This is a genomic window from Candidatus Thiodiazotropha sp. AKIB8 (assembly GCF_058244675.1).
Genome location: NZ_JBSYOO010000031.1, coordinates 127229 through 147307 on the forward strand (window position 1 = coordinate 127229; position 20079 = coordinate 147307).

At 47.4% G+C, this 20079-nt stretch carries 23 protein-coding genes; 7 read left to right on the plus strand and 16 right to left on the minus strand.

Annotated features, from left to right (window positions below; translation table 11 throughout):
- Positions 1–74: 74 nt before the first annotated feature.
- Positions 75–545 (minus strand): tRNA (adenosine(37)-N6)-threonylcarbamoyltransferase complex ATPase subunit type 1 TsaE, encoded by a 471-nt coding sequence (tsaE, locus tag AC4IFB_RS09445; RefSeq protein WP_490774825.1) that lies wholly within the window; start codon positions 543–545, stop codon positions 75–77.
- Positions 538–2049 (minus strand): NAD(P)H-hydrate dehydratase, encoded by a 1512-nt coding sequence (locus tag AC4IFB_RS09450; protein ID WP_490780023.1) that lies wholly within the window; start codon positions 2047–2049, stop codon positions 538–540. Before AC4IFB_RS09450 ends, tsaE begins: the two co-directional genes overlap by 8 nt.
- A 187-nt stretch (positions 2050–2236) precedes the next feature.
- Here AC4IFB_RS09450 and queG point away from each other — a divergent pair, with 187 nt between their 5' ends.
- A complete protein-coding gene (queG, locus tag AC4IFB_RS09455; protein ID WP_490780024.1) occupies positions 2237–3295 on the plus strand; it encodes a tRNA epoxyqueuosine(34) reductase QueG in 1059 nt (352 codons plus the stop codon).
- Here the strand turns inward: queG and AC4IFB_RS09460 are convergent.
- Positions 3288–4394 (minus strand): VanZ family protein, encoded by a 1107-nt coding sequence (locus AC4IFB_RS09460; RefSeq protein ID WP_490774822.1) that lies wholly within the window; start codon positions 4392–4394, stop codon positions 3288–3290. The two genes, queG and AC4IFB_RS09460, sit on opposite strands and share 8 nt — an antisense overlap.
- Positions 4395–4408: 14 nt before the next feature.
- On the minus strand, positions 4409–4957 hold the full coding sequence (gene orn, locus AC4IFB_RS09465; protein ID WP_490774821.1) for an oligoribonuclease: 549 nt from the start codon (positions 4955–4957) through the stop codon (positions 4409–4411).
- A 109-nt stretch (positions 4958–5066) separates the two neighbouring features.
- Here orn and AC4IFB_RS09470 point away from each other — a divergent pair, with 109 nt between their 5' ends.
- Genes AC4IFB_RS09470 through rsgA form a run of 3 tightly spaced genes read left to right on the plus strand, consistent with a single transcriptional unit; the run spans position 5067 to position 7620 of the window.
- A complete protein-coding gene (locus tag AC4IFB_RS09470; RefSeq protein WP_490780025.1) occupies positions 5067–6314 on the plus strand; it encodes a M48 family metallopeptidase in 1248 nt (415 codons plus the stop codon).
- Positions 6315–6327: 13 nt separating this feature from the next.
- On the plus strand, positions 6328–6615 hold the full coding sequence (locus AC4IFB_RS09475) for a cytochrome c (protein ID WP_490780026.1): 288 nt from the start codon (positions 6328–6330) through the stop codon (positions 6613–6615).
- A 12-nt stretch (positions 6616–6627) separates the two neighbouring features.
- Positions 6628–7620 carry a small ribosomal subunit biogenesis GTPase RsgA gene (gene rsgA, locus AC4IFB_RS09480; RefSeq protein WP_490780027.1) on the plus strand — a complete coding sequence of 331 codons (993 nt, stop codon included), beginning with the start codon at positions 6628–6630 and terminating at the stop codon, positions 7618–7620.
- A gap of 60 nt (positions 7621–7680) precedes the next feature.
- Here rsgA and AC4IFB_RS09485 read toward each other — a convergent pair whose 3' ends face one another.
- The 8 genes from AC4IFB_RS09485 to AC4IFB_RS09520 all read right to left on the minus strand — a co-directional run bounded on the left by AC4IFB_RS09485 (position 7681) and on the right by AC4IFB_RS09520 (position 13428).
- Complete coding sequence (locus AC4IFB_RS09485; protein WP_490774817.1) at positions 7681–8133, minus strand: protein tyrosine phosphatase family protein; 453 nt, start codon at positions 8131–8133, stop codon at positions 7681–7683.
- A 59-nt stretch (positions 8134–8192) separates the two neighbouring features.
- On the minus strand, positions 8193–9563 hold the full coding sequence (locus tag AC4IFB_RS09490; protein ID WP_490780028.1) for an ATP-binding protein: 1371 nt from the start codon (positions 9561–9563) through the stop codon (positions 8193–8195).
- Between the two features lie 54 nt (positions 9564–9617).
- Positions 9618–10298 carry a response regulator transcription factor gene (locus AC4IFB_RS09495; RefSeq protein WP_490774815.1) on the minus strand — a complete coding sequence of 227 codons (681 nt, stop codon included), beginning with the start codon at positions 10296–10298 and terminating at the stop codon, positions 9618–9620.
- A gap of 112 nt (positions 10299–10410) precedes the next feature.
- A complete protein-coding gene (locus AC4IFB_RS09500) occupies positions 10411–10677 on the minus strand; it encodes a PepSY domain-containing protein (protein WP_490780029.1) in 267 nt (88 codons plus the stop codon).
- Positions 10678–10844: 167 nt separating this feature from the next.
- Positions 10845–11378 carry a glycine zipper 2TM domain-containing protein gene (locus AC4IFB_RS09505; RefSeq protein WP_490780030.1) on the minus strand — a complete coding sequence of 178 codons (534 nt, stop codon included), beginning with the start codon at positions 11376–11378 and terminating at the stop codon, positions 10845–10847.
- A gap of 167 nt (positions 11379–11545) precedes the next feature.
- Complete coding sequence (locus tag AC4IFB_RS09510; protein ID WP_490780031.1) at positions 11546–12151, minus strand: DUF938 domain-containing protein; 606 nt, start codon at positions 12149–12151, stop codon at positions 11546–11548.
- 10 nt (positions 12152–12161) lie between these two features.
- A complete protein-coding gene (gene hemF / locus AC4IFB_RS09515; protein ID WP_490774835.1) occupies positions 12162–13094 on the minus strand; it encodes an oxygen-dependent coproporphyrinogen oxidase in 933 nt (310 codons plus the stop codon).
- A gap of 16 nt (positions 13095–13110) precedes the next feature.
- A complete protein-coding gene (locus AC4IFB_RS09520; RefSeq protein ID WP_490774811.1) occupies positions 13111–13428 on the minus strand; it encodes a CDC27 family protein in 318 nt (105 codons plus the stop codon).
- A 460-nt stretch (positions 13429–13888) separates the two neighbouring features.
- On the opposite strand from AC4IFB_RS09520, the gene AC4IFB_RS09525 reads away from it, so the two are divergent.
- The 3 genes from AC4IFB_RS09525 (at position 13889) to AC4IFB_RS09535 (ending at position 14905) form a co-directional block, all read left to right on the plus strand.
- Entirely contained in the window at positions 13889–14092 is a 204-nt protein-coding gene (locus AC4IFB_RS09525; protein ID WP_490774810.1) for a hypothetical protein, read from the plus strand.
- A 73-nt stretch (positions 14093–14165) separates the two neighbouring features.
- A complete protein-coding gene (locus AC4IFB_RS09530) occupies positions 14166–14486 on the plus strand; it encodes a hypothetical protein (protein WP_490774809.1) in 321 nt (106 codons plus the stop codon).
- Positions 14487–14563: 77 nt separating this feature from the next.
- Positions 14564–14905: a DUF1801 domain-containing protein gene (locus tag AC4IFB_RS09535; protein ID WP_490780032.1), complete on the plus strand. Its 342-nt coding sequence runs from the start codon at positions 14564–14566 to the stop codon at positions 14903–14905.
- Between the two features lie 257 nt (positions 14906–15162).
- Here AC4IFB_RS09535 and AC4IFB_RS09540 read toward each other — a convergent pair whose 3' ends face one another.
- The 4 genes from AC4IFB_RS09540 to AC4IFB_RS09555 all read right to left on the minus strand — a co-directional run bounded on the left by AC4IFB_RS09540 (position 15163) and on the right by AC4IFB_RS09555 (position 20031).
- A complete protein-coding gene (locus AC4IFB_RS09540; protein ID WP_490780033.1) occupies positions 15163–16158 on the minus strand; it encodes a transposase in 996 nt (331 codons plus the stop codon).
- A gap of 349 nt (positions 16159–16507) precedes the next feature.
- Positions 16508–17506 (minus strand): calcium-binding protein, encoded by a 999-nt coding sequence (locus tag AC4IFB_RS09545; protein ID WP_490776251.1) that lies wholly within the window; start codon positions 17504–17506, stop codon positions 16508–16510.
- Between the two features lie 708 nt (positions 17507–18214).
- Entirely contained in the window at positions 18215–18811 is a 597-nt protein-coding gene (locus tag AC4IFB_RS09550) for a class I SAM-dependent methyltransferase (protein ID WP_490780034.1), read from the minus strand.
- The gene (locus AC4IFB_RS09555) at positions 18808–20031 is read right to left on the minus strand and encodes an O-succinylhomoserine sulfhydrylase (RefSeq protein ID WP_490780035.1); all 1224 of its coding nucleotides are present in this window, start codon (positions 20029–20031) and stop codon (positions 18808–18810) included. Before AC4IFB_RS09555 ends, AC4IFB_RS09550 begins: the two co-directional genes overlap by 4 nt.
- Positions 20032–20079: the final 48 nt, after the last annotated feature.

A 20079-nucleotide genomic window follows, 5' to 3' on the forward strand; every position in this document is an offset into this window, starting at 1 on the left:
AACATAAAAAATAGCATGTGTCAGTATTTTTTCCAAGTTATTCTGCTAGATAGATGATTTTTCTATTAAATAAATTAACCATCCACCAGATCACTTTGTATTTCCTGAAATATCTCCCTGCCTTTTCTACTGACGCCCCCGATTTTTATTCGTCTTGCCGCCCCATCATGAGCAATATCAACCACCAGATCAGGGGAAGGCAAGCCACCCTCGCCTCTTTCCGGCCATTCAATCAACATATAAGCGTCTTCTGTAAGCAGGTCTTGAATGCCAAGATATTCCAGCTCTTCAACATCTGACAATCGATACAGGTCGAAATGATAGCAGGAAACCTTACCCATTTCGTAGGGTTCCAGAATTGTGTAGGTTGGGCTTTTAACTCGCCCCTGATAACCGACGCCCCTTAGGAATCCTCTTGCCAGTGTAGTTTTACCCGCACCAAGATCACCCACCAGATAGACAATACAGGGGGGAAAACAGTTCATTGCCAGACGGCGCCCGACCTCCTCTTGCTGTGCTTCACCCGACACAGTCAGCTCAATCATTCTTCAGCTCCAAATTCAGAGTCGGACGCAGGGCCTCGATCAAGTCTCCTGCTAACATACCTATCTCTCCCCCGATTGCCGCCTGGTCACCAGCTGCAGCGTGCAGGCAGACACCGAGTTCAGCGGCCTCCCGAAGTGGGTAACCCTGCACCAGAAATGCACCGATAACACCGCTCAGTACATCACCGGATCCTCCACTCGCCATACCGGGATTGCCATCACTACAGAGCGCAACAGCCTGATTGCCATCAGAACCAACCAGTGTTCCCGCCCCTTTCAAAACAGTGACGCCACCATAGCGTTGCTGTAGTGCTTCACAAGCTGCAAAGCGATCACATTGAACCTGCTTTGTCTCCCATCCCAAAAGTCTGGCAGCCTCCCCTGGATGGGGTGTCAATATCCAGTTATCTCTACGAGCAGGATATCTCTTCAGCCAATATAGCGCATCGGCATCCATGAGTAGGGGTAGACCAGTCCGGGTAACAGCGTTGAAAAGCATCTCACTCCAGACCGACCGGCCTAAACCAGGCCCCAACACCACACCATCCACTCTATCCAATAAGAGCCCCACCGATGCCTCATCGGTCACCCCTCGGCACATCAGTTCCGGGCGACCGATGTTACTCCATGGGGCATGTTGCGGATGGGTTGCCAGAGTGACCAATCCTGCACCACTCCTGGCTGCACCCTCGCCAGCCATACGCACTGCACCAGAGTAGCCAGTATCACCTCCAGCAAGCAGAAGATGGCCAAAATCTCCTTTGTGGGAGGAACGATCCCGCTTGGGTATTTGATTTACTGCCTTGTGCCAATTTATACGACGACAAGCCAGCAGTTGACGGGAGTAGAGTTGCGCTGGCACCTCAAGGGCATCGAAGCTGATGTCGCCACAATACTCGGGACCATCTCCAGTAAACATACCCTGCTTCAACCCTATAAAGCTGATGGTTGCTTCAGCTTTCACCGCCACGCCCAATACAGAGCCGCTATCCGCATGGAGTCCGGATGGTATATCCAGCGCAAAGACCGGCGCCTGATGTTGATTGATCTGCTCAATCGCAGATCTCCAGCTCCCCATAACCTCACGCTCAAGACCTGTACCAAGAATCGCATCAACGATCAGACCAGGTTTTCCTGGCAATCCCTGGTAGGGCTCAATATCCCGACCTAGATCCTGCCAGGCCCTGGCTTTGATCAGAGCATCCCCCTTGATCTTTTCCTCGTCTCCAAGCTGTAGTACACGGACTCGAAAGCCTGCCTGGAGTGCCAGCCTGGCAACAACATAGCCATCACCACCGTTATTGCCTAATCCACAAACCACCACTATTTCGCCGATCTCGGGCCATCTATGCTGTATAGCTTCAAAGGCGCGAGCACCGGCCCGCTCCATTAACACTTCACCAGGAATAGAGAACTCCTCAATGGCGATTCGATCGAATTCGCGCACTTGCTCAGCCCGATAGAGGGCGAAAGGCAAAGTGTCGATGAACGGCATTACTCGCATAACTGTCTAGTCTCCTAATGTCAGTGGAACCATACCGCGAAGCCATTGGGGTATCAAAACATCCTCTGCCTAGTGAACCTCGTCATTGATTCTGTACCATTCAAAATCTATGACGAGGTTCACCAGACTCACACAAATAAGACACTGCCCAGGGAGTAAGTTATAGTTTCCCAGCATGAGTGTGACGATGAATGCTGATCAGTTGAACAACCTCAGCCTGCAGATCAAACAGTGGGGAATTGAACTGGGTTTTGATGCGATAGGTATCGCAGACACTGACCTGACAGAGGCGGAGTCAAGACTCAATCAGTGGCTGGCATCCGGCTACCAAGGGGATATGGCCTATATGGCCAAACATGGTACAAAAAGAAGTCGACCATCCGAACTTGAAAGCGGCACACTCAGGGTCATCTCTGTGCGTATGGACTACCTGCCTGAATCGATGGACGATCTGCAGAGTGCACTGGACAGTCCTCAAAAAGCCTTTATCTCACGCTACGCTTTGGGGCGTGATTATCACAAGGTGCTGCGAAAGCGACTGAAAAAACTGATACAGAGGATCGAGAAGGCCGTCTCAGGTGGACACCATCGACTGTTCGTGGATTCCGCCCCGGTACTTGAAAAACCCCTGGCACAAAAAGCTGGATTGGGTTGGATTGGCAAACATACCAATCTGATAGCCAAAGATTCGGGATCATGGTTTTTTCTTGGTGAGATCTATACTGATCTACCCCTCACCACTGACCAGGTCTCTGAAAACCACTGTGGCAGCTGCAGCGCCTGCATTGATATCTGTCCCACCCAGGCAATCACAGCCCCCTATCAACTTGATGCCAGACGCTGTATCTCCTACCTGACCATTGAACTTAAAGGGTCTATTCCCGAGCCATACAGGGTTCCCATAGGTAATCGAATCTATGGTTGTGACGATTGCCAGCAAGTCTGTCCCTGGAACCGCTTTGCTTGCTTAACCCGGGAAGAGGAGTTCTACTCACGTGAAGGTTTGGACAGCAGTGACCTGATCACTTTTTTCAAATGGGATGAAGTCACATTTCTAAATCGCACTGAGGGTTCTGCTATACGCCGCATCGGCTATGAGCGTTGGCTAAGAAACCTGGCTGTGGCACTGGGCAATGCACCCACTACACCCGAGATTGTGGAGGTACTGCAAATCCGTACAAATCAGGTAACCCCGATGGTCAAGGAGCATCTGCTTTGGGCATTGAAGCGTCATAAAATCAGATAGAAACTGAGTGACGCTTGCTGACGAAGAGTCTGACCAACAACAAACCAGCAATAATTCCAATGCCATCCACGATCACATCGCTGAACCTCGGCGATCTGCCAGGGACAAAATACTGCATCAATTCTGTAGCAAATGCCGCTAGCAGCAATCCAGGCAACAGAAGCCAGACCGGTTTTGCTCGTTCTGAAAAGAGAACCCCACTCAGCAGAAAAAAGCCAACCAGATGGCCAAATTTCGATACATCCCAAATCACTGGAAAATATGTGGGTGAGATATTGAACGACAGTCCCATTGCAGAGAGCATATCCTTAGTATACAAATCAGGAACAGAAGAAAAGAGTGTTTGTTCCAATGCCCTTTTTAGCTCAATCGGTGCCAGAACCCCAACCCCAATCAGTATGATCATGGCTACCAGATAGCCCCATTGCGGACGACCACGATAGTGTTGAATAAGTAATATCAGCCACCAAACAGAGAGCGTAGTCCAGACCAGTAGCAACAGGTTTTTAACGGTGGTATATGTAGGATTACTAGCTGCGGGATAAAGAGAAGGTGTTTTAAACTGCAACTGTCCCGCTGTTTTGAAGAGTGAGATCGAGAAGCAGACTTGCTCAAATTCAGAAGAAATTTCCACAGCCGCATGATAATGATTCCAAGGTAGATCTCCTTGAGAATTGAATAATCGACTGCTTAGTTCATAGTTTTTCCCACCATCGGCAAGATATCCTGTCACCCCAGCCCTCGCTCCATGCCACGCTTTAGGCCCAATCTCCAAACCCTCGGTTCTCGCATCAATCGCCATCACCAGGCCGCCGGGAAATACCGAACGCATCCAACACTGGTATAGCCTGCTGGATTGAGTTTTGGATTGATGGTTGATCTCGACAACACCATCAATGACCTGAATCAATTCTCTCTTTCCACCGATCTTCCAACCCGTCAGTTCGTCAGTAAAGCCGGGATTTGTCAGAATCTCCTCACCAGTGATGAGATAGTCATCCACCGAGTTAAAGAGAAGATAACTCAGGAGTGCTAGAGATATTGCCAGTAGATAGTGTTTTACCAGCAGATGCGGCAACTTCCCTGTTTGACCCAACACAACTGGCCCATATACTAAGGTAGACGGAGGAAATGGTTCCGATAGTATTGCAATTCAGCTATCGAGTCTTTGATATCGTCCATCGCAAGGTGCTTTCCCTGCTTTGAAAAGCCCTCACTCAAGGAGGGGGACCAACGGTTGATAAGCTCTTTCAACGTACTGACGTCCAGGTTCCTATAGTGGAAGAAACCTTCCAGTTGCGGCATTGTCCTGGCCATGAAACGTCGATCCTGACAGATGCTGTTGCCACACATCGGAGAAGCCCCTGAGGGTATAAATTTTTCTAAAAAGGCAATCGTCTCTGCCTCCGCCTTTGCCTCGTCATACTGACTGTTTCTGACCCGCTCTAACAGCCCGGAACCACCGTGCTGGCGTTGATTCCACTCATCCATGGCATCAAGCTTCTCCTCGGGCTGATGAATTGCAATCACAGGCCCTTCCGCAAGAATAGTCAGGTTTGCATCGGTAACAATGGTTGCAATCTCAATGATTTCATCGTGTTGCGTATCCAACCCGGTCATCTCCAGGTCGATCCAAATTAAATTGGAGGCATCAACAGGCATCTTGGTATCCTTTGTCGCATTATCGGCTCGCGGCGAGATTCTAGCAGGAAGCTGTCTCAGACTGTATGCTTATCGACCCAACAACCTAGGATTTTCTGATAAACCACTGATGGCTCTATTTACACAACTTTTTTTACTGTTCCTGATTTTCGGTACTCTGCTACAGCTCTGGTTGCTCTACCGGCACCTGAGTCATGTCGCTAAAAACAGGGGCATGGTACCCACTGCGTTCAAAGACAAAGTGACAATCGAGGATCACCAGAAAGCCGCTGACTACACCCAGGCCAAGGGTAAACTGGCCTTTATCGAAAGCTTGATCGGTGTTGCTTTGCTGCTGTTTTGGACCCTGGGTGGAGGCCTGGATCTGTTAAGCCGCTACTTGGGAGGGTGGCAGTGGGGAGAGATTACAACCGGGATGGCCTTTATTTTCTCATTTTTGTTCATAGGTTCCTTTCTGGATCTCCCATTCAGCCTCTTCAGAACCTTCCGTTTGGAAGCCGTTTTTGGCTTTAACCGCATCACACCTCAACAATATCTCAAGGATCGTGCACTCGGCCTGGTGCTCTCAATACTGCTTGGTGGGCCTCTATTGTGGGTGATCCTGAAATTGATGCACAGCGCAGGTGAATACTGGTGGCTTGGCGCATGGCTGGTCTGGCTAAGTTTCACCCTCGGTATCTCCTGGGCTTACCCCCGCTTTATTGCACCATTGTTTAATAAATTCACCCCGCTTACTGAGGGTGATATGCGCAACCGTATTCGAAGTCTGCTTCAACGTTGCGGTTTTGCCAGTGATGGCATTTTTGTTATGGATGGTTCAAAGCGATCAGCCCATGGCAATGCCTATTTTACCGGCTTCGGAAAAACCAAACGCATCGTCTTTTTTGATACTCTGCTGGAAACCCTCAGTGTTGAAGAGGTGGAAGCTGTTCTGGCCCATGAACTCGGTCACTTCCACTACAAACACATCCATAAACAGATGGTGGTGATGGCCCTGCTCTCGCTCGGTGGCATGGCACTACTTGGCTGGCTTACTCAGCAAATCTGGTTCTACAATGGTCTGGGCATCACAGAACCATCAAACGCTGCAGCGCTTCTGTTATTTATACTGACAATCCCTGTTTTCACCATATTCTTTACCCCGCTTGGCAGTTATCTATCACGACGCCACGAGTTTGAAGCGGACAACTATGCGGTAAATCAGAGCAGTGGGGAGTTTCTGATAAAAGCGCTGGTCAAACTCTATCAAGACAATGCAAGCACATTGACACCGGATCCGCTCTATTCGTTTTTTCACGACAGCCATCCTCCGGCTCCTGTGCGTATTGCCCACATTACCAAACATATTTCAGCTTAAATGGAGAGTGTTGATGAATAAGCTACTGATACCTGCAACCTCACTACTGATCCTTGTCTCCTCCAACCTGTTTGCAGAAGACCTGGAAAGAGGCCAGCAGTTACATGGCGAACACTGTATTAAATGCCATGGCAGTGAGGTTTATACCCGTCCAAATCGCAGGGTTGGCGACCTCCCTGGGTTACATAAACAAGTGCGTTTTTGTGAGCAGAATCTAGGACTGACCTGGTTCGATGACGACATCGACAGTACCACCACATACCTTAATCAGGAATACTACAAATTTGACCCTAAACAATAAGAAAATCTCTTCATGGCCAAACGCCGCCTGACAATCCAACAAAAAGGTCGTATTCAGGCAATACAAGAGAAACGACGACAACGTCTGGATCAGAGAGCCCATCAATCCCTGAGCAGTGCTGATGAACAACCCTCCCGGGAGGGGCATGTCGTCATACGCCATGGCGCCACACTTGGGATTGATGATGGGTCAGGAAAGATCCACCGATGCCAGACCCGTCAGAACATAGGCCATCCAGTCTGTGGAGACCGGGTTATATGGCAACCTGTCGAAGAGACAGAAGGGGTTGTAACCGCTCTGTTGCCGAGAGAAAGCGTCCTCAGCAGGCCCGACTATAGCGGCCGCCATAAACCACTGGCAGCAAACATCGGTCTACTGGTAATTGTACTTGCACCAAGGCCAGAACCCAGTGGCTACCTACTCGACCAGTATCTGGTTACTGCTGAAACAATCAAGATTCCGCCTCTAATTGCCATCAATAAGATCGACCTTTTATCAGAGGAAGAGGAATCAACCTTTATCTCTCAATTCGATGCCTATACCAAAATTGGCTATCCGCTGATAAAGATAAGTGCAAAACAGGAACATGGACTGGACGCCTTGATCGAACACCTGAAGGGGGTCACCAGTATTCTGCTCGGGCAATCCGGTGTTGGTAAATCATCATTGATCAATGCCCTGCTTCCGGAGCATGATGTTGAGACTGGCAGACTCTCTGAAGCCACAGGCCTGGGCCGGCACACCACCTCAGCTGCGACATGCTACAACCTGCCTCAGGGGGGGAAATTAATTGACTCACCAGGGGTTCGAAGTTTTCGGCTCACCGATCTCAGTCGCCAGGAGCTTGAACAAGGCTTCCCGGAATTCAGGCCCTATATCGGTCAGTGTCGTTTTCACAACTGTACCCATGAACATGAACCGGATTGTGCCATTCAAAGTGCCGCCAATCGTGACGAGATAGCCCCGCTTCGCCTGGAGAACTTTCTCAGACTAAGCAAGTCATAGTCCTATTTTTTCAATATATAGCGGACAATATCCTCTCTAAGGAGTGCTGAAACAGTATTGTTACTTGATTTTAAGTGCCATAAATTGTTGCCAAACATCATTTGGTCGCCATGATGGCAACATCACTCGGCAAGCTTGATCATGCGTATAGCCATGAACCGACTTATAGTACTGATACAAAAAAGCAGAAACTCGTTTATTTACCACACAATGTATCCATATTTTTTTATCCGAAAAACTCTCCATAATGTTAATGAATGTTCTCAAATGCTCGATATCTGGCACATCGAACGGTACTGGAATATGGACATATGACATTTTCCTTGCTGTTACAATATAACCTTCTTCAGGGATTGCATTGTCCGAATTTGGCATCGCCAGATTAATTACTAACTGGTAGCCTGCTTGTGCAATATCCTTGAATTGCTTCTCTTCAGGTTGCCCGGAAGAAGCAATCCGTTCAGAAACTCGAATGTAGTTTGTAATATCTTCTATTGCCATTTTCTTTGTCACTGCGTGGTATTGACCTGCAGGGCTTGGCTCGTTGTACTCGAGCCTAACAATTTTTAGAATTAATTCTCGGGAAAGCGTACATGCACAGCTGCGCCACCGAATGTCGATGATGTGCCTATCTCTATCTGTCCGCCATAGGCACTTACGATATCTGCGGCAACTGCCATGCCGATACCTTGCCCCGGTTGTCGGGTATCAACCCGATGTCCTCGTTGAAAAACAGTCTGAATCTGATTATCTGGTATGCCATCTCCATCGTCCTCGATGCAGAAATAGAGAGATTTGGCTGCGGTGACTGTTACTGCAACCTGGCGCTTGCCATATTTACAACTATTCTCCATCAGATTCCCAAGCAGCTCCATCAAGTCACCTTCATCCCCAAAAAAGTGGCTCTCTGGCTCTACACTGATATGCCATTGAATGCCCTTATCGAGATAGACCTTATCCAGTGATTTCATCAATCGTTCGACCAGTGGTTCAACCGCAATACTCTGAGTCAGAACATGACGCCCCGAAGCGGCCGCACGTTGTAACTGATGGCTTACAATCTGATTCATTCGCACCACTTGATCGCAGACAGTTTGATGAGGATACTCTCCTGGTCGATCTGCTATACCCTGGAGGATAGCCAACGGCGTCTTAAGACTATGGGCCAAATCGCCAAGACTGTCCCGATATCGCTGCTGCCTGGCCTGGGCGTGCTGAATCAGGGAGTTTATATTTGATGTCAATCGATTCAGCTCTTTCGGGTAGCGCCCCTTGAGTTTATCGGAGCGTCCGGATTCAATTTCAGTCAACGCCTCCTCCACCTCACGCAGTGGTGACAACCCCCAACTCAGAACCCATCCTTGCACCAATAACAGCAGGACAGCGGCCCCACCCAACCATAGAAAAAGGGTGTCGCGAAAAGTCCCTATCTGCTCCTGTATCGGTTCCAGATCTTCAGCCACCGACAGCACATATTTCAATTCACGGCCATTGAAATCTTCCCATACCACACCGAAGTTCAGGCCCATAACCTCTCTGTCAGGCATCTTGAAACGTCCAGACTCTGATTCACCAGGGGCGATATATTTGGAAAAACTGAGCGCTTGACCTAAAGCGGACCCGGAGTGCCAACGGTAACCCTCTGGATAGAGATTAACCTGAGCGTAAAGGCCTGAGTCTGGTCGATTGAAACGGGGATCTGTCAAAACATCAGGCATTTTTAGCTGCCCTTCGTGACCCTCTTCAGCCGCTGCCAGCAGTGCATAAACACTACTTAAGAGCCTCGCATTCAAGGCCTCTTCAGTAGAAGATCGAAAGGCTTTATCGAGAGACAACCCGGTTAACCCGAGAAAAGCCCCTAACACCAGAGTTGCCGCCAGAAGCAGACGCTGCCGAATGGATAGGATATGCCTGGTGTGATTGGCCATCATAGGACGCTGCAAAACCCTCTATCCAGGTTCAGAATAGCGTTGAATTTGCCAGAGACTGTTGGGTTGTTATAGATTTCTTTCCAGAGCAAATCGATAGCCCCGTCCGCGCAGAGTCTCAATGGGTTTGTAGTGTTCATCAGGATCAAGCTTTTTACGCAGGCGCCTGACAAAGACTTCGATAGTATTGCTATCCCGATCCCAATCCTGGTCATAGATGTGTTCGGTCAGCTCGCTCTTTGAAACCACTTCACCGGCATGTAGCATCATATATTCGAGAACCTTGTATTCGTAAGCTGTCAGCTCCACAGGTTCATCGTTGATACTGACCGTCTGAGTACGGGTATCGAGGGACACCGGCCCGCCTGAGAGCACCGGTTGCGACCAACCACCAGAACGTCTCAGAAGAGCATTGAGTCTGGCAAGTAACTCTTCAACATGAAAGGGCTTGACCAGATAATCATCAGCACCCGCTTCCAAACCTTCCACTTTGTCCTGCCAGTTTCCGCGGGCGGTAAGAATCAAAATTGGAAAGTTTTTATCCAGCTTTCGAAGTTCACTGATTAACTCAATTCCAGACATCTTCGGCAGGCCAATATCGACAATACCTACGTCGATGCCATATTCCCGTCCTAAAAAAAGCCCTTCTGCGCCATCCTCGGCACTATCTACAGTGTAACCATGATCAGCGAGTCGAGTAGCCAGTGGCTCTCTTATCTCCGCCTCATCTTCAACCAAAAGTACCCGCATCTAAGTTTCCCAATACCAAGTCAACAGAACTGCCCAGATAACTGCCTTCTACATGCTATTCCTGATTCTGACCAGGTTCATAGAGACAAGAATAGATATGTGTTTTCTTTGATCAGCGCCTGGCGCCATTTTTCTTGCCTCCGCCATCTGCGTTAATGCGTACACGATGCAATTTCCCATCTTTGGACAATATACGAATGTTATGCACTCTTCGGCCATCCCTGGTTTGGGTCTCTGCTTTGATAACCTGCCCACCCTTACGCTGTTTGGCCTGCTCCACCGCTTTATTGAGGCTAACCTCCGCTACAGCGTTGGTCAGTGACAATAGTAGCGATCCGAGCAACAATGCCTGGACTATTTGTCGAGCGATTGACCTCATATTATAAAAACACCTGATTGTCTAAACTGTTTGCAGTCACCGGGTTGGCCCCGGGGGAGCAGTAAATGCCGATCTCCCCAGGGGATGAAGAAATCCTATAACCCCTCATCGATTGTTATACCTTTTTCATCGATCGAAAGCGATAATCCTTCTGCTGCCAAACAGACCTAATAACTATCTGCAGGCCTGACATCTACCCGAACCGGTATACGCTCGCCGGGATGCTCATTGGTGAAGGTGGTAAATACCCGGCCTTTGTAACGATAGGTGACGTCGTATCCGGCCAACTGCTCTTTATAGCGGGTGTGGTGAGTGGTTTCACACCGCTGTTCATAGGTTGTACCGTAGTGGCCACCCCGCCCCTGATTACTCAGGTCGTGACCAATTGCGCCACCAAGCAGCGTACCAGCGAGGGTGGCAGCGTCACGTCCTCTGCCACGACCGCGACTCACTGAGTTTGCCACAACACCACCAATAATGCCGCCCAGCACTGTACCGGTAAATTTTTTACCTCTTGGTTGATAGTAATCAACCTCTTCATCCCAACAGTGACGCTCAGGTTCAGATATCTCTACGGTACGATAGACTGGTTCCACATCGATAACCTTGGCACTATCCCGATAACGGTCACGATGCCCTGCTGTAGCGGTCATTGAAAGAGTAAGAAGAACGGTTCCGGTTATCAATATTGTTCTGTTCATGATTTTCTCCAGGCTGATTCCGAAAAACAGTGGTGACAACTCACCTCAAGTTATCTACAGCTTAAGAGAACGTAACTGAACACAAACTGAACCAGAAAACCCTATAAATACAATATACAAATCAATGACTTAGCTATGGGCTTTTTTCGGATGTACAAATCCAACACTCAAGACCCCTGTTTACGCCAGACCAGCATGCGATTGTTGACCGGCATTTCAATATCTTCCTCAAGTATCATTCCATGATTGCCAGCCAGCAAAACCAGGTCATCAAAATTTCGTATACCACTCAATGGATCACGGGATTTAAGCCATTGATCAAATCTGCGATTACTTTCACTGGTGAAGTGGCCTTGATAATTAAATGGGCCATAGAGCACAAAACAGCCATCCGGCTCCAAAATGCGGCCTACCCCTTGAAACAGTTTTTCCACTTCTGGCCAAGACATGATGTGGGCGGTATTTGCACTGAAAACTGCAGAGAAAGTCTCTTCAGGCCAGCTGTCAGATACATCCAGAGATATCGGCTCTCTCAGGTTGGTTAAACTCGCATCGACCAACCAGGCACGTATTCCCTCGTGATTCTCCTCCTTATCACTGGTATGCCATATCAAATGAGGCATAGCTGCAGCAAAAAAGACCGCATGCTGGCCTGTACCACTGCCGATTTCCAAAACTGAATTGGCACAGCTTAACAGGCGCTTCAATTGCTCTAGAATTGGTTGCTTATTCTCATCACAAGACTCGGCATAGGGTTTCTGCTCTATATTCAATTTTCTATCCTTAACAATCCGCCCACTCTGTGGGTTTTAAATATCGTTCATATAACTGAGCTTCGTTTGAGCCATCCTCAGGAGTCCAGTTATATTGCCAACGCACCAAAGGTGGAAGCGACATTAAAATAGACTCGGTACGTCCCCCGGACTGCAGACCAAACAACGTGCCTCGATCGTAGACCAGATTGAACTCCACATAGCGCCCCCTGCGATAGAGCTGAAAACTCCGTTCACGCTCACCAAAAGGGGTATCACTTCGACGAGTAACTATGGGTCGATAGGCAGGCAGGTAGTGATCACCGACACTGCGCATAAAATCAAATGACTTGGTAAACCCCCACTCATTCAGGTCATCGAAAAAGAGACCACCAATCCCCCTCGGCTCATCTCTGTGTTTCAGATAGAAGTAGTCGTCACACCACTTTTTATAGCGAGCATAGACATCACTGCCAAACGGATCACACGCCTTTTTTGCAGTATTGTGCCAATCTCGACAATCCTCGTCATAACCATAATAAGGTGTTAGGTCAAAACCGCCGCCAAACCACCATACCGGATCAGCGTCCTCTTTTTCTGCAATAAAAAAACGGACATTGGCATGAGATGTAGGCACATATGGATTGTTTGGATGTATCACCAGGGAGAGCCCCATCGCCTCGAAGGCGCGGCCTGCCAACTCCGGGCGATGAGCAGTTGCTGAGCCCGGCAGCTGATCTCCTCGCACATGGGAAAAGTTAACACCTGCCTGTTCAAAAACAGCACCATCCTGCAACACTGCACTGATTCCACCACCACCCAGTTTTTCTCCAGGTTCGCGTTGCCAACTATCCAGGAAAAAATGAGCCTGACCATCTTCCTCTTCCAGGGCTGAGCAGATAGTCTGCTGCAGTTTCAGCAAGTACTCCTTAACTTGCTGTTTGTTTGGTTGATCATTCAAGATAATTAATTCTCTATTGTTATGTTGATTTGGTATCAAGGCGTTTCAGAAAGATCTTCATCTCCTTGGCAGCCTGTATATCCCCTTTAGCCTCAGCTACTTCGATTCCTTTTCGGTAAACATCCGCCGCCTCCTTCACCTGCTCCACCCCTGCCAGAGCCTTGCCAAGGTGTTTCCAACTGGCAGAGTGTTGTTCATCCAGCTTTACCGCTTCAGTCAACTGCTCTACAGCTTTCAGGAAATCTCCCTGTTTGAGAAAAAGCGTTCCCAGCGTATATCGCAGCAAGGCGTTATCTGTGCCCTGCTCCAACATTTTTTCCAGGTTCTTTTGGTCCATGGGTAGTTTGACCTCTTTTGTATTGCTCTGGGTATAAATTATAAACCGTTCAATATTTACAGGTTAAATGGTACTTCAGACAGATGATACCTCTTCTGATACTATCAGATAGGGGTAATCACATAGAGATACAACCTGAAATAATTAATGGGTATTGAACTGTTTAGGCGGGTCACAATATTGCCATAGGTCAATATCTCTACAACCGGTTCATCCTAGAATCCGCAGTTGAACATGGATTTGTGGAAAATCTCGGCGTGTCCGGCTAGGCGTCGATCGCCGTTAATGGCTATTCCCTTAACAAGAGCGACAACGCAGCAGGGCGCGCTGAGATTTTTCACAAATTCTTGTAGCGTTAGTAAGCTCAATCAGTGGGTAGGGATAAAACCATTAATTGATGTGGCATATCATTACCTTATGCCAGGTTATAGCGGTCAACTACGGAATCTAGGATCATAATATGACCATAGATAAAGCGCGCGAAATCATCAAACAGCAGATCTGTTTCGGCAGTGGATACAATCGTAATGCGGTACGCCTGTTGCTGAGCGAAATTCAACGAGAGTACGGTCAGCAAGCCAGTGACCAGTTGATCAATGAACTCTCTCTGGAGGAGGCATTTGGTATCAAGCCTGGAACTGATTTCACCCATGTTGCGCATTAATATCCGGCGAAATCAAGGCAATATGCCTTTGAATACATGTTGAACTAAATCGTTATAAATAAATGATCGAAAAATGATCTCAGAATCTGATTGGAAGAAGTTTAAGAAAATTAAAGAAGAGGCATTACAACGCTTCTGTGGAACAATATTAAATGATGTATCAGCGGGTTTAGAGAATAGTGATAACCCAACAAATCATGGTAAATATCTCTATTTATACAAATTGATTGAGAGCTATGATAAACAAATTGCTTTGCTATTTAATGACCACAGCCGCTCAAAAGCCACAATACAACTTATGATGCTGCGACAAGAAGGATTGGTTAATGAGGCTGATATCCAGGGTTTATCAAATGAACTCAAAGAACACACAAATCCTAGTAATCATGCATAACCATCGGCTACAGTGGATGCTCGCTACCGCTCGGCACACTGAGCCTGGCCGTTATGTGATGTAAAAGGAGGATAGAATTGAAAGCCGAAGATTATTTTAACGGGCTAGAATCACCGATGAAAGAAATCTCAAAAGAACTGCGCAGGATAGTTACTACATTTTCTTCAGAGCTAAAGGAAGAAATAAAATGGGGTGTACCGACTTATTCAATGAAGAAGAATATTTGCTCAATAATAGCTCATAAGAAACATGTAAATTTTCAAATAATGCAGGGTGCGCATCTAAAAGATGCTCAAGAACTTGAAGGGACAGGGAAAGATATGCGGCACATGAAACTTTACTCACTCAGTGAAGCCGAAGGTGAAAAGATTAATAATTACTTAAAGCAGGCTATAGAATTGGAAAATGATTACACATAACAATGAGCTTTCAGTCGAGCGGTTTCATATAATATAAACATTATAAACATGACACCCAATCAAAATATAAACATGAAAATAGCCCAGATTCAAGGTGAAAGCATCACCACCTGCTGCAAAAATTGGTGAATTTCAAAGGAGATATTATTGAATTATGGAAAGAATCTATACTGAACTTCGTTAAATTCTCAACGTTAGGCGCATAGGACTCTCAGCGTTTGCTGATCTTATACTTTGTTGAACGATGAGAGTCTTTTTTAGGTAAGCAGCGACTGCACTGCCCCAAGATTCGGCGTTCGCCGATAACCCAGTTTTCGGCAAACGGCTTTGAGTGAGTAACTCATACCCACCAGTCCCTTGAAGCGACTTTCGAAATTCTGTGTCATATAAAGCCAATGCTTGGCGTCGATCTGTAATCTTTCTAGAATCGGTGGTTGATTTTCAGCAATAAAGCCACGTTTGTTTTCCAGAATGGCGCGACCCGTCCAGTCGACCAGTTCGAGATAGTCCTTTAGGCGAAACGGTAATCCTTTGGGCATATCCTGACGTGGATCGCCGACAAATGGAAATAGCCCACTTGGTGTTTCAGGTTCGCCTGAATCATCGGGATGTTGTTTCAATTTCAGGGCTCGCTCTTTGATGGATATATGCTCGGACTGTTCGGGTGTATCCGCTACTCCTGCTCTCACCGGATTGAGATCCACATAGGCCATACAGGTTGCCAGAGCCTTTTCATCCAACAGGGCCTGGGATTTATAGCGACCTTCCCAATAGCGACCAGTACACTCATCCTCTTGGTTGGCCTTTCTGGCAATCGGTTCATTGAGACAGCGCATGAACCAACTTATGCTGTGCAGGCGTCGTCGCCATTTCGTGATCAGCTCTGATACCGAGTCCCGCTCTGCCTGAGTGAGTGTCTCTTTGGCAAGATAGCGTTGGACGATCACAGGGAGGGAAAAGAGGCGTTCCCAGCGCTCGATGACCGCCCGTTCACTCCACTCTGCAGCTCGCTCGGAGTCCACATGGAGTATGACGTGGTAGTGATTGTGCATCACGGTGTATGCACAGGTGTCGATGGCGAAGATATCCGTCAAAAGCATTATGCGATCGACGATCCATTGTCGCCGATGTTCATAGCTTTTTCCGGTAAGCGAATCCACGCCACAGAGAAAGGCACGGCGTACGCAGCGGGAGACACAGTGGTAGTAGGGGGTTTCTTCCAGCAGAATCTGGACTTTCCTTGGTTTGGGCATCGTATCGCTCCTTGATAACAGATGGTAAATGAAGATTGCTATTCTGTGTGGATTTTTTAAATCAGGAATGGGTGTCCGGATAAAAAAGAAAAGGATCTGGATGTACGACTCGTTCTCCTATACCTCACGTTTTGTGAGTTCAAAATTAGTACTTACTACGAATGGAAGAAAACTTAGATGATAAACCACGGAAAATACTGAAGACACGGATATATATTACGATCCTTCAGTGATATCAGTTGTTAAAGACTTACTATAAAATAGTGAGCTGTTTTACCTGCCAGACAGATTTTTAATTAGTCTCTAACTGAATGGGCAAGGCCACTACTGTGACCTGCCCTAGCAGGTTTTACTTAAAAGATATCAAATTGAGAGGAAAACCACCGCCTCCTGACAGATTAGGGCCGCCTCCACCGAGCAATCCCAGCGGATCTAAGAATGACGGTATGGAACTACCTGAATCCTGTTGTGCATCATTGCCATTCCCAGCATCAAGTTCGTTACAGTTTGGCTCACGAATTATTCTGTCACAACCCGTGCCGCCATCGACATCATCCGATCCCTCCCTGGCATCAATATAGTCATCGCCTGAGCCACCTCTGACGATATCGTCGCCACCTTGGCCCACCAAACTATCATCGCCGGAGCCACCGATAAGTACATCAGTGTAATCGCCACCTCCTCCACCGATAAGATCGTCACCGCTTCCACCATCAAGGTAGTCAGAACCTGCGCCGCCATGTAAGTGGTCATCTCCTGAGTTTCCTTCGAGGCAATCATTGCCAGTACCACCACTTACCTTATCGTTACCGCTACCACCGCTCATCCTGTCATTACCACTATTCCCACCGAGCCAGTCATTACCAGCGCCACCATCAACAACGTCATCGCCAGATCCTGCATGAACCTCATCGTTCCCTGCACCTGCTGAGATAACATCATCACCACTGCCACCAAAGATCTTTTCGCTACCTGATCCACCTTGAATGTTGTCGTCTCCATTCCCACCTTTAAGAGTAAGATTGTTTTCAGGGCCGTGTAGTTGATGACCGGTAACCGAAATATTATCGTCCCCACAACCACCATTGATTACAAGATTTTGTGACTCTTCAGCCGTGAAGTGATACGTATTTCCATTGAAGGTAACATCCGTTGATCCGTCACAATTAACATGTGCATTTATGCAATCATCCCCATCACTTCCATTAAAGGTCGTTTGTCCGTTTGACCTTTCGATTGATGATCCATCAGCATTATTCTGTACACTTGGGTTAACGCATCCACAGGAGAAGTTTGAGTTTGAAGCCTGAGAGCAGCTTGATAATTGAGTTCCATTCATAGCATCCATGTTTGTAATTTCCTTAATTAAGTACGAAGTTATTGATACATATTCCATATACATCAAATCCATTTGCACTTTCATTAGACACGAGAAATGCAACCTATACTAGCTAGGGATATCCTGTATATTGTTTTAAAATCTCAATGTAAGAATAGGTTATATACCTATTCTTGAAGCGTAGATTATGGCATTAAAGAATGATTGTAGATAACATAAAAATCGAGACGGCATCAATTGAAGATGCAGATACTATTCTCAATATACAAAAGACCGCTTTTCTTGACCAAGCAAAGATTTACAATAATTACCAACTACCACCTTTAACCTAAAGCTTGGAGTCAATCAGGAATGAGTTCTAAAAAAAACCTTTCTTAAAGTCTTGTTAAAGGGAAAAATTTAGGAATATTCATCTATATAAAAAACTGGGATACCAAATTATTAGAAATGAAATCACGGATCAAGGCTTTGAGCTGCTATATATGAAAAAAAGCCATAACAATGCCAATCCACACTGACTCTCTCAATCGGCAGTGCCAGCACTCTGCATTATAAAAAACTCTGTGAGGCTTTGAAGCATGAATCCTTGCTCTAATGGGCCGCGTGGTAAGTTCGGTAACCCTCAACCGGCCCACTACTAGCCAAACAACTGACATCTGGTAAAACTAAAAAGCTTGATAATAGGTTAGTTTTTAGCTGACGGGAGATCACTGCCTGTCATTTTTCAGCTACCAACATCGCAACATCACGGGTTCCCCTGGAGAGATCACCCAGCCTTCCCTCTTCTCTATAGAAGCGTATTTTTAGCTTATTGAACAGTCTCAGCAGTTCCTGGTCAGCCAAGCGAAAACTGCTGTTTTTAGGCCCTTCCGCTGATACGGCATCACGAATGAAGGTTTGATAATAGATCAGGCCGCCTGGTTTCAAGGCGTTGATCAGTGATGCGATCAAGCTGCGTTCGAGGAAGTAGCTGACTACGATCACATCAAACTGATTCCCTGATGGGGGATTGTGTTCAACATCTCGCACTTCGGCTTTCAGGTTTGGCAGGTTTTTCTCATTTGCAAGTTGCTGCAGACGCTGTATGGCAACTGGAGAAAGATCCCAAGCAACCACATCCAGCCCCAATGCAGCTAAATGTACTGCATTGCCGCCTAAACCACATGCAAGATCGAGCGCAGTTCCATTTGATGGCAACAGGTGCGAATTGCTTAGCACTACCTCGGCTGGTCGGGCTATTTTCTCCTGATCGCTATAGCGCTCATCCCACATAGCACGAAGCTGCTCATTTTCTTCGTTGTTCTGATCGCTCAAAGCCTATCCAGGCCACGGGCCAGATCGCGCTTGATATCTTCGATATTTTCCAGACCAACAGCAACACGCACCAAGCCATTGCCTATACCGACTTTGGTTCGCTCTTCCGGACTCAAACGACCATGGGTAGTAGTGGCGGGATGGGTAATCGTGGTTTTTGTATCACCCAGGTTGGCGGTAATTGATATCAAGCGGGTTGAATCAATCAATGTCCAGGCTGCGGTTTGCCCTCCTTTAACATCAAAGGCCACAATACTGCCAGGTGCGCTCTGCTGCTGTTTCGCCAGGTTATATTGTGGATGGCTGGGCAAACCTGGAAAATAGACCCGTTCAATACTGGCGTGCTGCTGTAGCCATTCAGCCAACTGCTGAGCGTTTCTGGAATGAGCCTGCATGCGTATTTCAAGGGTTTCCAATCCCTTGAGAAACACCCAGGCGTTGAAAGGGCTCAATGTTGGGCCTGCAGTTCTCAACACTCCGAATACCGCCTCCCCTACAACTTCATGACTACCAACCACTGCGCCACCCACACAGCGCCCCTGCCCATCAAGATACTTTGTGGCGGAATGGACAACAATATCAGCGCCCAGACTCAGAGGTCGCTGTAGCGCAGGGGTGCAAAAACAGTTATCCACCACCAGTAACGCCTGATGTGCATGGGCCAGTTCACTGATTTTTCTGATATCAGCCACTTCGGTGAGTGGATTCGAGGGGGTTTCCAGAAACAGAAGCTTGGTTGTCGGACGAATTTCCGCTTCCCAGGCAGCGAGGTCGTTGAGTTCGACAAAGGAGGTCTCGATTCCGAAGCGGGTTAGATATTTCTCAAACAGTATGGAGGTTGTTCCGAAAATACTGCGTGATGATATGAGATGATCACCTGCCTGGAGTAATCCCATACAGATGGCGAAAATAGCTGACATGCCAGATGCGGTGGCAACACAGCGCTCTCCACCCTCTAGTGCCGCAAGCCGCTCCTCAAAATTCCTGACTGTAGGATTGGTGAATCTGGCATAGATGTTCCCTGGCTCATCACCACTGAAGCGGGCTGCAGCTTCAGCAGCACTTCCGAAAACAAAACTGGAGGTAGGAAATATTGGTTCACCATGTTCACCTTCAGGCGTCCTATGATGTCCGCTACGAATAGCTAGCGTAGAGAACCCCCATCCAGGCTCTTGTTGATCCTCCATTTTTTTATCCTCATGCTTTTTTACCTGGCTCATTTCAACAAATCACAGCACAGGAATTTGTGTAAATTGTACTTCTCTCTT

Coding starts and splice junctions, on each gene's coding strand:
- tsaE (WP_490774825.1), bottom strand. CDS start 545: ATGATTGAGCTGACTGTGTCGGGTGAAGCACAGCAAGAGGAGGTCGGG.
- AC4IFB_RS09450 (WP_490780023.1), bottom strand. CDS start 2,049: ATGCGAGTAATGCCGTTCATCGACACTTTGCCTTTCGCCCTCTATCGG.
- queG (WP_490780024.1), top strand. CDS start 2,237: ATGAATGCTGATCAGTTGAACAACCTCAGCCTGCAGATCAAACAGTGG.
- orn (WP_490774821.1), bottom strand. CDS start 4,957: ATGCCTGTTGATGCCTCCAATTTAATTTGGATCGACCTGGAGATGACC.
- AC4IFB_RS09470 (WP_490780025.1), top strand. CDS start 5,067: ATGGCTCTATTTACACAACTTTTTTTACTGTTCCTGATTTTCGGTACT.
- AC4IFB_RS09475 (WP_490780026.1), top strand. CDS start 6,328: ATGAATAAGCTACTGATACCTGCAACCTCACTACTGATCCTTGTCTCC.
- rsgA (WP_490780027.1), top strand. CDS start 6,628: ATGGCCAAACGCCGCCTGACAATCCAACAAAAAGGTCGTATTCAGGCA.
- AC4IFB_RS09495 (WP_490774815.1), bottom strand. CDS start 10,298: ATGCGGGTACTTTTGGTTGAAGATGAGGCGGAGATAAGAGAGCCACTG.
- AC4IFB_RS09500 (WP_490780029.1), bottom strand. CDS start 10,677: ATGAGGTCAATCGCTCGACAAATAGTCCAGGCATTGTTGCTCGGATCG.
- AC4IFB_RS09505 (WP_490780030.1), bottom strand. CDS start 11,378: ATGAACAGAACAATATTGATAACCGGAACCGTTCTTCTTACTCTTTCA.
- AC4IFB_RS09520 (WP_490774811.1), bottom strand. CDS start 13,428: ATGGACCAAAAGAACCTGGAAAAAATGTTGGAGCAGGGCACAGATAAC.
- AC4IFB_RS09525 (WP_490774810.1), top strand. CDS start 13,889: ATGACCATAGATAAAGCGCGCGAAATCATCAAACAGCAGATCTGTTTC.
- AC4IFB_RS09530 (WP_490774809.1), top strand. CDS start 14,166: ATGATCTCAGAATCTGATTGGAAGAAGTTTAAGAAAATTAAAGAAGAG.
- AC4IFB_RS09540 (WP_490780033.1), bottom strand. CDS start 16,158: ATGCCCAAACCAAGGAAAGTCCAGATTCTGCTGGAAGAAACCCCCTAC.
- AC4IFB_RS09545 (WP_490776251.1), bottom strand. CDS start 17,506: ATGGATGCTATGAATGGAACTCAATTATCAAGCTGCTCTCAGGCTTCA.
- AC4IFB_RS09555 (WP_490780035.1), bottom strand. CDS start 20,031: ATGAGCCAGGTAAAAAAGCATGAGGATAAAAAAATGGAGGATCAACAA.